A 12,676-nucleotide genomic window follows, 5' to 3' on the forward strand; every position below is an offset into this window, starting at 1 on the left:
CTAAAACAGCCCTCTAAGAGCAGGAGAGATCAGTTGATCGTGGCGCTGTACGACAATCTCCGCTGCCTTAAATGAGCGGTGCGCCCCGTTATTCACGTGCAACCGTCAGATCTTTCAGCAGCAGTATCTTTTACCGAAAACATTCCACTGAAAATGATCGACGCACCCGTGCCTGACGTTCTGGCAAAAAATGCAGTGGGAACAACCATTGTGATTGCAGCAGACAACTGTCACTCTTCAAGACAGAGAGCAGCTATAGGCCACAATGGAACCAATCCTACCTAACAGGAGGACCGCTCCTGCAACTCCTGCGGCGTTGCGGTAACGGACGCACGCGTCTCTCCAGCAGACGTCGGAACGCTCCCACCAATCAGCTTCCCAGAAAGCAAAATAGCCGCCAGACATACCGTCGCACCTCCGACAAGGTCGATCACATAATGTCCCCCTCGAAGAAGAGAGGCGGGAAATATCAATAACGCGAAAAGAACCGCACATACCCGCACATAAGGCACACGATGCAGACCCCATGCCACCATGACAGCCATTGCGGCATGAAAAGAGGGGAATGTCACCACTCCGTTCAGATCGTCCAATGCGACACTATTCGCCGCGCCGGAATGAAACCTGTGAAATGTATTCAGGAAATACACTCCTGCCCCCGATGGAAAGGCCCTCATGACGCTATTGGGGATATGGTAGTAAGCAACGGCTCCTACAGCCGGCGTGAACATATTACACAATGCACAGATCATCGACGTCGATGAAAAGACGAATACCAATCTTTGCAATCCAATCCTGTCTCTGGACAAAGACAGAGTGAAGAGAAGCAGAATAATCGCCAGTCCCGTGTTTTCGTATAAAACATAAAGAACTCGGTTCAGGTTCTGATGGCTAGAACAGAAATACAGAAACGCGGGAACGGAAAATCCTAAATCATGATCCAGCCGAGCCAGCAACGCATCCTGCAAAGGCGCTTGAGCACGCAATGCCGCCAAACTCGTTACCCCTGCGCACCCGGCGCCCACAGAGAAGAAAAATACACCCTGAATAGACAACGTCAGCCAAGGATCTCGCCTGTAACGCGGCATCAGCGCTATAAAACAGGCAAATGAAAAGACCAGCCCATAAATAATAAAGAATTCGTTCGTCAGCTTTAATCCGGTCCCCGTCAACCAGAATACCAACCCGGTCAACACCAGCAGGGCAATGTGCAAAACGACATTGACCTTCAGCCCATTCATTCCGGAAAATTTTAAAAAAGCAGACACCTTGCGGTTTTACGGCTGTTCACTTTCCAGAAAGTGAACAGCCGCCACCCGCTCTCACCCCTCCAGCGTCAGAAATGCAAACGCGCTTGGTGTACCAATGGGTGTGAAGTTCCACGTAAACTCAAGAGCGCCCGTCTCCCGATTCACCTTCCATGAGGTGATCGAATCGCTGCGCTGATTGGCAATAAACATGAACTGCCGCGTGGGATCGAAGGCCAGCGCCCGTCCGTAATCTCCCCGCTCCCAGACCTCGTCGAACAGTTCCAGAGACCCGTCCTTCATCACCTTGAAACAGGCGACGGAATCGCCCAGACGATTGGTCACGTAGAGAAACTTCCCATCGGGATGCAGCATGATCTCAGCGGCCAGCGTACTGCCCCGGAAACGGGCCGTAACCGTCGCCACGGTCTGCCGCATGGATATGCTGCCGGTCTCAGGATCGTAATCGGCCACCACCACGCGCGAATCCTGTTCGCCCAGAATGTAGATAACCTTTCCGTCCAGGCTGAAACAGAAATGACGGGGCGCAGAACCCGGCTCCATATCGAAAAACGGCGTTTCGGCCGGAACAAGAAGGCCCTCGTCCTCATCGAGCTTCCAGACATAGACGCGGTCCAGTCCAGCGTCGCACGCGACAATGAAATTACCTGCCATATCCGCCTGAATCATATGCACATGCGAGCCGGAATGATCGCTGACGGCATAATTCCCGGGAGGATTATCCTGCGCACGCTCCGGCCGTTTCGGTCCCGTGTTGTGCACCACGTCAGTCAGTTCGCCCAGACTGCCATCGGGCTGGATACGGATGACGGCCGCACTACCTCCGGTGTAGTTGGCCACCAGAAGATAATGCCCCGACGGATGTACGCTCAGATGCGCGGGATCCGCTCCACCGGTGGCGACGGCGTTCAGTTGCGTGAGCACACCCGTATGCGGATCGATGGAAAACGCTGTGGCGCCCCCGCTTTGCTGACCGCCGAAATCGTTCACTTCATTCACGCAGTAGAGAAACCGTCCGTCGGGCGACAGGGCGAGAAAAGATGGATTGTCCGTAGGAGTGGGCTTGCCCAGTTGCGTGAGCACGCCCGTCTGCGTGTTCATCTCGAACAGTGTGATGCCCTGCGCGTTCGTGTCGGCCGGACCATGCTTGGTGTACCCGCCGACATAGCACAGCACCCGCTGCCCATCGGCACGACGTGCGGCTTTCTCAGGCGAACTTTTGGGGAGAGCGGCCTTGGGAATGGGGGCAGGAGGAGGTGTCGCCGGATCTGTTGCGAACGCCGAGCGAAAAACACCTGTCAGGCCCGTGCCCAACATCGAAAGCCCGAACAGCCGCCGACCGATAATCGCTCCACCCTGCCTGTTTCTCACACCTCTCTCCCTTTCTCCGCCTGAGGCTCAGGTCAGACCGGCACGCCTCAGTTTCTCATCCGTTTTGTACTGGCTGAGCGCATATACGGCCCAGATCGTGGCAGGAATCCAGCCAAGCACAGTGATCTGAAGAAAAAGACAAACGAAACCGGCAATCGGCCGTCCAATGGTGAAGAACGTCAGCCATGGCAGAAAAAGAGAAATAAGAAGACGCATGGAAACCCTCACTCCCGACAAGGAAAAAGCCCCGCACAAGACGGGGCTTTCCAAGTGTGGCCACGGGTGACCGGCTGTGTCCAGCGTGCAGACGGCTCAGGCCTGCGCGGCCTGACCCAGCGCCTTGCGCAGCTTGTCTTCGGCTTCCGGCGACAGCGAAGTCTGGAGAATCTTCGCATGCCCCTTCAGTTCGGACAGATGCGCGATCACCTTTTCCGGCTCCGCCTTGCGGATCAGGATGAACAGCGCGGACGTGTTCGGCGTCAGGGTGTCGCCAAGCTGCTTGATGAACCCGTCATCAATACCATAGTCGCTGAACTTGCCGTCCAGCGCGCCAATTCCTGCACCGGCCAACGAACCGACAATGAATCCGGCCAGCGGGTTGAGGAACAAAAGCCCCACCAGCGCGCCCCAGAAACCGCCCGAAAGCAGTCCCCATGAAGCACCCACCTTTTCCAGATTGATGCTCTGGTCGAGATGCACCTTGCCGTCCTGCGTCCGGCGAACGACAACCGCATCCTCCAGATCCAGCAAGTATTCCTTCTCAAGCTCGCGGCATTCGCCCAGCGCGCTCTTGGCGCCATCAATGCTGTCGAAGCCGACAACGACGAGTGTACTCATGATCGGATATCCTTGCGGTCTGCCTCAGGCGGCCTTGCGGCCGAGGAAATAGCTGACAGCGGACGCAGCCGCGAGAATCAGAAATCCAACAACCTTGCACTTCGTGGGAACCACTTTTTCGTGGACCGTCACTTCACCCTTGGCTTCCGCCAGATGCTCACGCAGCTTCTCGTGCAGTTCTTCACCATGCTTGCGCACCGACTTCTCAATATGTGCCGCCAGTTCCTGCACGTCTTCGGGTGCCAGTTTGCGAAGGGTTTCCTTTGCGCTCATGACCATCTCACTCCTGAAATATTCCTGACCCCGACCGACTGGCACGGGATGTAGCCCTGAAAATATTGGCCCACACCATCAGGGTTTCAAGCCTTGCCAGAAGATGGCTGGGTCTTTCACAGCACAGGGCCGACCATGGCCAACACGTTGTGCCAGAGCACGCGCGTCTTGGGCCAGTGGACGACCTCCTCCAGCATGATCTGGCGCGACGCCTCCATATAGAGTTGCTGTCGCGCCCGTACCGACTGCGTAAACGCTTCATCCACAAGCAGGATATTGTTCTCAAAATTCAGATCGAAGCTGCGCCGGTCCAGATTGGCCGAGCCGATCAGTGTCATCTGTCCGTCCACCGTCAGCGCCTTGGTGTGCAGCAAGCCGAATGGATATTCCCGCACCTCCACACCCGCATCGAGAAGGTCGCGGTAATAGCTGCGACTGGCCCCCGCCACGATCCACGAATCGTTACGCATCGGCAGTGTCAGCGTTGTCCGCACACCGCGCCGCGCCGCCGCGCAGAGCGCCATCTGGATCGGCTCATCCGGCACATAATACGGCGTGGTGATGGTCAGTTCTTCGGCTGCCGCATTCATCAGCGACACAAATGTTTCCGGCATCGCGGCATACCGCACGGCCGCACTCGTACCGATCACCTGCGCAACGAAACCACCCGTTTCTTCCACGGTGGCGGACGCCAGCAAAGCTGTCAGATCCTCATTGGTGTGAGCAATCCAGTCCGTGGCGAAAAGATGCTGGTTCTGAAGCACAACCGGCCCCTCGAACCGCGCTACCATGTCCACCCACGGCGCATATTTCTTTTTCACCCGGAACTCAGGGTCCGAGCAGTTCTGGCTACCGCAATAGGTCACGTGATTGTCTATCACCACGATCTTGCGGTGATTGCGCATGTCAAACCGCCCACGGAACGGCCGTAGCAGCGGATTCCCCAACGGCAGAGCGCGCACCAGTCGTACGCCCGCGCGCTCCATTTCCAGCCAATGCGGACTATGGATCAACCGCCGCGAACCGAGATCATCGGCCATCACCCGGCAAATCACACCGCGCTTTGCCGCCCGCATCAACGCCTGTGCGACCTTCAGACCGTTGTGATCGGCCAGCCAGATATAGAAGCTGACGTGAACGTGATCGCGGGCCGCGTCGATGTCGGCCACCATCGCGTCGATAGCCTTGTTCGAATCCTCCATCAACCGCCCGCGATTACCGCCCATCGGCGGGTAGCCGCTGATGGACTGCCCAACCCGAAACAGAGGAGCCAACCGCGGTGGCAGCCCAAACTTTTTCTCCGCGTCGATCAGCGCTTCCGCCGTCTTGCCCGGAATGGGCAGAGTGCGCATCGCACGGCGGATCCGCTGGACGCGGATGGGGTTCAGCTTGGTCTCACCGAGAAAGATATAGGCGAGAATACCGCCGATCGGCAGCGCTGCGATGATCGCGACCCACGCCACGCGCGAGGCAGGTTGCCGGTGCCGTCGCAAAACCGCCCGCACCACGAAGGCCGCCTGAAGGGACGCCGTGAGAACGGCCGCGTTGAAGCTCCACGCCATCACTTTTGGAGAGGGCGTCGGCAGACGTTCGGTCAGATTACGCTCTATTTTCGCGCCCTTCGCGCTTCCACCCAACACTGACAGCCACCGTCCCGGCACACACCCATCCTTTTTTCTTGCCAGCACGCTCCCGCCAGCTTCCCGAACTGACGGCACGCTATCGCCCGCACGCCCAAGGAGCAATGATGCGGGTCAACCGGCTCCTTCCCCGCATGGACGCCCTTGATAAGCATTGTTATACCGCCAGACCTGATACATCCGCCGCATCCGGCGGGCTCAACACGCAGGCGGGGATGGCAGCTATGACCGATGGCGCAAGAGTGAACAGCCTCCGATCCGGACCGGATGCGTCCGGGCATTTCGGAGACGGCCTTGGCGGTCGCTTCGTAGCCGAGACGCTTATGCCGCTGCTCCTTGAACTGGACGCAGCTTACAAAACCGCCAAGGCCGACCCTGCTTTCCACAAGGAGCTGGCCTACTATCTCAAGGATTATGTGGGCCGCCCTTCCCCACTCTGGCTGGCAAAGCGCCTGACTGCGGAATGTGGTGGCGCCAAGATCTATATGAAGCGCGAGGAACTGAACCATACCGGTTCTCATAAGCTCAACAATGTGATGGGGCAGATCCTGCTCGCCCGTCGCATGGGCCGCACGCGCATCGTGGCCGAAACAGGTGCGGGACAGCATGGTGTCGCCACCGCCACCGTCTGCGCGCTGTTCGGCATGCAGTGCGTCATCTATATGGGCGCAACCGATGTGGCACGTCAGGCGCCCAATGTCTTCCGCATGAAGCTTCTCGGCGCGGAGGTTGTGCCCGTCACGGCTGGCGCCGGCACGCTCAAAGACGCCATGAACGAGGCTATGCGTGACTGGGTGGCCAACGTCCACAACACCTATTTCCTTGTCGGCACCGTCGCTGGTCCACACCCGTATCCTGCCATGGTCCGCGATTTCCAGAGCGTGATCGGTGATGAGGTGAAGGTCCAGATGCACGAGGCCGAAGGACGCCTGCCCGACGTGATCGTGGCGGCCATCGGTGGCGGCTCGAACGCCATGGGCATCTTCCATCCGTTCCTCGATGACCCATCCGTGAAACTGATCGGCGTCGAAGCCGCAGGCCATGGACTGGACAGCGGCAAGACCGCCGCTTCCATCGAGCGCGGTTCACGTGGCGTGTTGCACGGCAACCGCACCTATCTGCTTCAGGACAAAAACGGCCAGATCATTGAGGCGCACTCCATCAGCGCCGGTCTGGACTATCCGGGGGTCGGCCCAGAACACTCATGGCTGCACGAAATCGGGCGCGCCGAATATGTCGGTGTGACAGATGACGAGGCGCTGGCAGCGTTCCAGACCTGCACTCGCACCGAGGGCATCATCCCCGCGCTGGAATCCGCCCACGCCATCGCCCATGCCGTCAAAATCGCGCCTACGCTCTCACCCGAGACGCTGCTGGTCATCAACATCTCTGGCCGTGGAGACAAGGACATCTTCACCGTTGCCGAGCATCTGGGAGTGAAACTGTGAGCCGCATTGCCCGTCGTTTCGCCGCGCTGAAAGCCGAAGGCCGTGGTGCGCTCATTCCCTATCTCGAAGCCTGCGACCCGGATTTCGACACCTCGCTTGCGCTTCTGAAAGCCATGCCGGAAGCCGGCGCGGATCTGATCGAGATCGGCATGCCGTTTTCCGATCCTTCCGCCGATGGGCCGATCATCCAGCTTGCAGCCCGTCGTGGCCTGAAGGCAGGTGCGACACTGCCACGCCTGTTTGAGATGGTACGCAGCTTTCGTGATCAGGACGCCGACACGCCGATCATTCTGATGGGCTATCTCAACCCCATCGAGGCCTACGGCATCGACCGTTTCTGCGTGGATGCCGCGGCTGCGGGGATCGACGGCCTCATCATCGTGGATATGCCGCCTGAGGAAGCCGGACCGATGCAGTCTCCGGCGCGGGCCGCCGGTCTGGACATCATCCGTCTGATCGCGCCAACAACGGACGATGCGCGCCTCAAGCTGGTGCTGAACCATGCCTCGGGCTTCGTCTATTATGTGAGCATCACAGGCATCACCGGCACACGCTCGGCCAGTGACGAAGATCTGCGGGCAGCCCTTCCGCGCCTACGCGCGGCGACGGATTTGCCGATCGCTATCGGGTTCGGCATCCGCACGCCGCAGCAGGCAACCTCGGCCTCGCGCATCGCGGATGGTGCGGTGGTGGCGTCTGCCCTTCTGGCGACGCTGGCTGAGACGCTGGACAGTGAAGGACGTGCTACAGAGCGGACGTTGCCGGACGTACTGGCGCAGTTGCGGGAACTGGGGATGGCGGTGCGGCAGGACTAAGAAGCCGCTCTAGATTTTCACTTCCCTGTTTTCCGTTTCGGAAGCTGTGGCTCCATAAAGGAACCACAGCAAAGAAGCCGTCTTAATTGTAAAGATACCGGCACCAATACTTAGCGACGTTACAAAATAAACCGCCAAACAGGTTCTCATGAGGCGCTGCGCGTCTGAATGAGACCGTGAAAATGAAAACAAAAACCACAAAACTGATGCAAATATCAAACCAACACTATTTGAAACATAAGCATATCCAGTGTCCGCAGTATAAACAGGCGAGGAAGAAAGAGCAAACCAGTGCGATAAATCCCAGTAATCAAGCAACTGGCCAGAAAACAACAAACGACCAGAAAAATCATCATGAGTAATTCTAGGCAACCATCCCGGGATCTCATGCAATGACCCTGCCAGCGTCAAAGCAATCGTAACGAAAAAAGGCATCAAAAACGTTATGACGGCAGACTCACGAAACGGGGAAAACCGCACCAGCGTCACCACCAAACAAAACATTGTCGCAAAACGCGAATCTCCCAACACAATAAATGCCGCGACGGCCAAATAAAGACCGATCTCTCGCTCTTTTTTATAATTGCGCGATGTTGCCAAACACCAACAGAATATAATCCCTGCAACATTTCCAATCGACACAGGTTCCAAAAAAATGGAAGCGATCCGTCGCCCTCCAAATATTGAAGGAAAATACGTCCGGGCATTGGAACCGCTTCTGCTTCCTGAGACAAAGGACGTAGTATTAGAGTAATTCACTGTGTCTGCGCTTAATCCACCCTTTTGAACATAGTATTGCCAGATATTAAACTGCTGCCCGTATTGTACTGGAAAAAGAAATTCAACCAATGCGCATGCAAGTATCAGAAACACCATGTAGCGCAAGGCAATCTGGGCTTGCTCCATTCCTCCCATCTTGCCCAACTCAAAGAATATCCAAATAATAGCTAAATCATGTACAAATTTAAAACTCAAACCTGGATTAATCAGTTTGGCCCCAACCATGTAACCAATCACCAATGCCGTAATGATGACCATTCGCGCATTTACCGCGTGCCGCACAGCCAGCATACCGACCATCATAATCAAAAGTTCAATAACAGCCAGTTGTGTTGCATTCACCCGCAACCAACCATGCGTGTTAATAAAACACATGATGAGGTTGAACATTGCTGACAAGACGACCAGCCACACCCCCACACCTGCGCGAGCACGGACACGTTGTGCTGCTCCCGGCAAAAATCCCGTTTGGATCACCGATGTTGTCATCTGAATTTATTCCACAGGCAGAGTGTCGGATATTTCATAAATGATACCCCATGGGAAAAACCATAAAATATCGATGGAAAACCGAAGACATCTGCCTTTCTGCCCGCTTTGACGAAGACAGAAAACCCTGCATCTCACACATTTTCACCTTAAAAACGAGCAGGCTCTTCCTTCATGTGACACACATGACACGCCCGCACAGGGCCGCTTGGACGATGTTGCTCACGAAACGTCAGATGGCATCCTTCACACAATTCATGAAACTGCGCTTCCATCAATGGCGCTAAAGACTGTGTGTACTTATGGCATGCAAGACACGTATGTGAAGATGAGTCTAACGCCAGCCTTGGCTCCCTATGGTCGTGATGACACGTCACGCAATTGAACGCACCATGATCCACATGAGCAAAACTAAGTGGCATCAATGGCCGATGGGATGCCCTCTTTTGCGCCCAGTTATCTATCCACCAACAGCCGACACTCCCTAAAATGCTAACCGCTATCACACCTCCCCATATGAGACGGCGCCTGCACCTCATCCGTTCAACCACAACACATACAACCACAGCGCTACCACGCTGCCCGCGCCAGCCCCCATTATCACGGGCGTAGCGGCCCAAGACATGCCCCGCACTCTTCGGAGTGCATGTCGCTGGACTTCGCTTCTATGAATTGCTTTTCGCAACATAGGGAAAAACGTTGCCAGACAGAGCATGAAAATCCATCCAACCAAAACGTGAGTGTCGTGAATGCGATAACCGCTCCACCATCCATGTAAACCTGCGCTGCACAACAGGAAGATAGCCGCCGCTTGATGCCATGATCGAAACAACGCAATCGTACCGAACATCCGTCCACGTATGCGCTTGCCAGATGTCAGCAACAGAAAAAGCAGCAAGAGCCATGCAAGCACACCCGCCTGCATGGCTCGCGAAACCGGTGGCCAGATATCCTTCCAAACCAATGGTTCCGCCAGCAGCACGCCTCCAACGTGCAAGATCATGAACAACATGACCAATCCACCCAGCCCAACATGCAGCCGCATGAAGAACCGTCCGTCATAGCGGGGCCACGACAGCGGTTTTCCCGTCAATACAAACATCTGGATAATCGTCGCCAGCGCGAAAAAACCGCTGAGTGTGGCGAAATCCCAACCTCGCCCAAGGCCAGGCATCCCAGCAACCGCAACCGTCCCCAACACAAGGATGAGGGCAGACACACACAGCATCACGCTCAGAAGTCGCCAGCCCACCGCCGCATCATCCAATAGCGTTACGATAGCGTTTCATACCACATAATCACTGAATATGCTCTTAGCCTTGCAGTGCCACCAATGACGATAACCACAGGCATGCTGTTGTGCTGTCTGGACGCAGCCGCCAGTCCCCTGTTCGTCTTTCAGCCAACAGCAACTATCAGATCACCCCGTCTTTTCAGGTCAATGACCTGCAAGTCTGGAGATGTACGTGCACACACGTCATCTGTTCACAAGGCGCCATGTCGCAAGATGTTGAGCTATGGCGAGCCACCAAAGCCTGCAAACAAAAAAGCGTCTGGAGAACTTTATCTCCAGACGCTCTTCCAAATAGTGCCCTTCAGAAGCGGTACGACCTCACCTCGAAGCCGCACCAACGCCAATCAGCACCAGCGCAAACAGCACCACACAGATAATCAGGGCAATGAAGAACAAAATCTTCGCCATGCCAGCCGCCGCGCTGGAAATACCGCCGAAACCAAAAAGCCCGGCAACAATCGAGACAATCAGAAAAAACAGGGCAAGCTTCAGCACGGTCTTCTTCTCCTCATGAGCGGTGAGCCCTCAATGAGGCGTTAACAATTAGGATGCGCACGAGTTGCACAACGACCTTTTCATCACCTCAGAAAAAGCAACACACCCCGCGTGTTAGCGACGGCGTGCCAGCCAGCCACCCAACACCAATCCCAAGACCGCAACCGTGCCAGCCGCAACCAGCGGCATGTCCACCACGATGTCGCGCATCAGATCGAGCGTGTCTTCCACATGTTCGCCCGCTGTCACCCGGCGCTGGGGCGAGTTGTCCTGCAGACGCCCGATACCGCTCTCCAGCGTAAAATCCTCGGTATCGTCCGAACCCTGTGCCATTTCATCACCCTGTCATTGCCCAAACACGACTCACACTGTGTGGGCACAGTGACCAAGGGTCAACACTCGTTCCAAAGTTCAGATATCGACCGAACGCAGCCATGCCTCACTACCCGGATCGTCCTCACCCGCAATCAGACTGCGCAGTCGAGCCGCCAGAACGCGCCGGGAAGAAGAGGAAAGATCGCGCGGGCGTGGCCCCACAGTCAGATCGCCACGCACACAGGCCGGAGAGCCCGCAAGAACGACGATTCGGTCCGCCAGAAGGATCGCCTCGTCGATGTCATGCGTCACGAACATCACCGTTTTGCGGGTCTTCTCCCAGATGCCCAGAAGCTCTTCCTGAAGCGACGTCCGGGTAATCGCGTCGAGCGCACCAAACGGCTCGTCCATCAGCAACAGATCAGGATTGACCACCAGCGCCCGCGCCACACCGACACGCTGCCTCTGACCACCCGAAAGTTGCCGGGGCCAACGCCCTCCTTCCGCTGCCAGCCCCACCAGACGCAGGGCCTGCTCCGCCCGCTCACGTCGCTCGGAGGCCGAAAGGCCAAGGCCTTCCAACCCGAATGCCACGTTCTGGCGCACACTCCGCCACGGCATCAGCCGAGCATCCTGAAACACAAGTGCCGTGCTGCGCGTTCCAACCTGTCGGGGCGATGTGTCCAGCTTCACCGTCCCTTCAGTGGGTGCAATCAGCCCCATGACCACCCGAAGCAGAGTGGACTTGCCCACGCCCGATGGCCCCAGCACGGCCACAAATTCACCACGCTCTATGGACAGATCGACATGACGAAACACAAAGCTCTTGCCACCGTCATGCGACAGACCGGCATCCTCAATACGAACCAGCGACATGCCCTTCACCCCTGCCAGCGCAGCAGCCGGTCGCGCACCAGACCGAACAGAAAATCCGTCAAAGCATACAGCCCCGCCATCGTGACCATGTAGACCACGACCACATCCGTCGCGAGCAGGCTCGACGCCTGCATCATACGCGCGCCAATTCCCGGCACGCCGAACAGTTCGGCCGCCACAACCGACATCCAGCCCTGTCCCAACCCGGTGCGCAGCCCTGCCAGAAGACCGGGAGAAGCTGCCGGCAGCGTCACATGAAGCAGACGCGCCAGAAAACTCCCATGCCCAAAGGCCGCCGCCACTTCGTAGAGTTCGCGATCCACCGATTTCACTGCGCCATAGGCGGCATAGAAATTGATCCAGAAAACCGAGATGGCGATCACGAAAGTCGCGCCTGCATTGTTCAGACCAAACCAAAGAATGGCGAACGGCACCCATGCCAGACCGGGAATGGGGCGCAGAAGACGGACAATGCCCCCGGTGGCGGCGTCAACCAGCGGCACGGACCCACAAATCAACCCCGCCCCGTTGCCCAGAATGGAGCCGATCAACAGACCGAACACATAATGTGAGAGACTGTCGAGAATGGATTGCTGCCAGAACCCGCCTGAAATCTCGGACATCCACGCGGGCCAGAGTTCGGACGGAGCAGGCAGGAGACCGGGTGGTACAAGCTGAAATCTGACAACGGCCTGCCAGATGGCAAACAACAGCACCAGCCCAACGGATCCCAGAAGCAGCCGCTCCCGTCCGCCCAAACGCAAATCCTTCATGA

15 protein-coding genes are annotated in these 12,676 nt (G+C 56.9%); 2 read left to right on the forward strand and 13 right to left on the reverse strand.

All coding sequences use genetic code 11. The features are described from left to right. Positions 1–281 precede the first annotated feature (281 nt). From KUA11_RS06620 to cls, 6 genes are all read right to left on the reverse strand, one after another. Positions 282–1,241, reverse strand: a complete 960-nt coding sequence (locus tag KUA11_RS06620) for a phosphatase PAP2 family protein (protein WP_217409578.1) — start codon at positions 1,239–1,241, stop codon at positions 282–284. A gap of 81 nt (positions 1,242–1,322) precedes the next feature. Continuing rightward, positions 1,323–2,585 (reverse strand): lactonase family protein, encoded by a 1,263-nt coding sequence (locus KUA11_RS06625; RefSeq protein WP_217409732.1) that lies wholly within the window; start codon positions 2,583–2,585, stop codon positions 1,323–1,325. 81 nt (positions 2,586–2,666) lie between these two features. Further along, positions 2,667–2,855, reverse strand: coding sequence for a YqaE/Pmp3 family membrane protein (locus tag KUA11_RS06630; protein ID WP_166313183.1), 189 nt, complete (start codon positions 2,853–2,855; stop codon positions 2,667–2,669). Between the two features lie 96 nt (positions 2,856–2,951). Further along, positions 2,952–3,476, reverse strand: a complete 525-nt coding sequence (locus tag KUA11_RS06635) for a DUF1269 domain-containing protein (RefSeq protein ID WP_166313182.1) — start codon at positions 3,474–3,476, stop codon at positions 2,952–2,954. 24 nt (positions 3,477–3,500) lie between these two features. Next, positions 3,501–3,749, reverse strand: a complete 249-nt coding sequence (locus tag KUA11_RS06640) for a hypothetical protein (protein ID WP_217409579.1) — start codon at positions 3,747–3,749, stop codon at positions 3,501–3,503. Positions 3,750–3,865: 116 nt separating this feature from the next. Further along, positions 3,866–5,437 carry a cardiolipin synthase gene (cls, locus tag KUA11_RS06645; RefSeq protein WP_368040951.1) on the reverse strand — a complete coding sequence of 524 codons (1,572 nt, stop codon included), beginning with the start codon at positions 5,435–5,437 and terminating at the stop codon, positions 3,866–3,868. A gap of 176 nt (positions 5,438–5,613) precedes the next feature. Between cls and trpB the strand changes: the two genes are divergently transcribed. Further along, positions 5,614–6,837 carry a tryptophan synthase subunit beta gene (gene trpB, locus KUA11_RS06650; RefSeq protein WP_217409734.1) on the forward strand — a complete coding sequence of 408 codons (1,224 nt, stop codon included), beginning with the start codon at positions 5,614–5,616 and terminating at the stop codon, positions 6,835–6,837. Next, entirely contained in the window at positions 6,834–7,652 is an 819-nt protein-coding gene (gene trpA / locus KUA11_RS06655; protein WP_217409580.1) for a tryptophan synthase subunit alpha, read from the forward strand. The genes trpB and trpA overlap by 4 nt, the downstream gene beginning before the upstream one ends. 9 nt (positions 7,653–7,661) lie before the next feature. Here trpA and KUA11_RS06660 read toward each other — a convergent pair whose 3' ends face one another. The 7 genes from KUA11_RS06660 to KUA11_RS06685 all read right to left on the reverse strand — a co-directional run bounded on the left by KUA11_RS06660 (position 7,662) and on the right by KUA11_RS06685 (position 12,674). Continuing rightward, positions 7,662–8,921 (reverse strand): polysaccharide polymerase, encoded by a 1,260-nt coding sequence (locus KUA11_RS06660; RefSeq protein WP_217409581.1) that lies wholly within the window; start codon positions 8,919–8,921, stop codon positions 7,662–7,664. Between the two features lie 149 nt (positions 8,922–9,070). Further along, positions 9,071–9,460 (reverse strand): cytochrome c3 family protein, encoded by a 390-nt coding sequence (locus KUA11_RS17840; RefSeq protein ID WP_368040962.1) that lies wholly within the window; start codon positions 9,458–9,460, stop codon positions 9,071–9,073. Further along, entirely contained in the window at positions 9,457–10,140 is a 684-nt protein-coding gene (locus tag KUA11_RS06665; protein ID WP_217409582.1) for a ferric reductase-like transmembrane domain-containing protein, read from the reverse strand. The genes KUA11_RS17840 and KUA11_RS06665 overlap by 4 nt, the downstream gene beginning before the upstream one ends. 393 nt (positions 10,141–10,533) lie before the next feature. Continuing rightward, a complete protein-coding gene (locus KUA11_RS06670; RefSeq protein WP_166313177.1) occupies positions 10,534–10,710 on the reverse strand; it encodes a DUF1328 domain-containing protein in 177 nt (58 codons plus the stop codon). Between the two features lie 114 nt (positions 10,711–10,824). Further along, on the reverse strand, positions 10,825–11,043 hold the full coding sequence (locus tag KUA11_RS06675; protein WP_217409583.1) for a hypothetical protein: 219 nt from the start codon (positions 11,041–11,043) through the stop codon (positions 10,825–10,827). Positions 11,044–11,121: 78 nt separating this feature from the next. Next, the gene (locus KUA11_RS06680; protein ID WP_217409584.1) at positions 11,122–11,901 is read right to left on the reverse strand and encodes an ABC transporter ATP-binding protein; all 780 of its coding nucleotides are present in this window, start codon (positions 11,899–11,901) and stop codon (positions 11,122–11,124) included. A gap of 5 nt (positions 11,902–11,906) precedes the next feature. After that, a complete protein-coding gene (locus KUA11_RS06685; RefSeq protein WP_217409585.1) occupies positions 11,907–12,674 on the reverse strand; it encodes an ABC transporter permease in 768 nt (255 codons plus the stop codon). Positions 12,675–12,676: the final 2 nt, after the last annotated feature.

Origin of the sequence: Acetobacter estunensis (assembly GCF_019083805.1) — a bacterium.
GTDB lineage: Bacteria > Pseudomonadota > Alphaproteobacteria > Acetobacterales > Acetobacteraceae > Acetobacter > Acetobacter estunensis_A.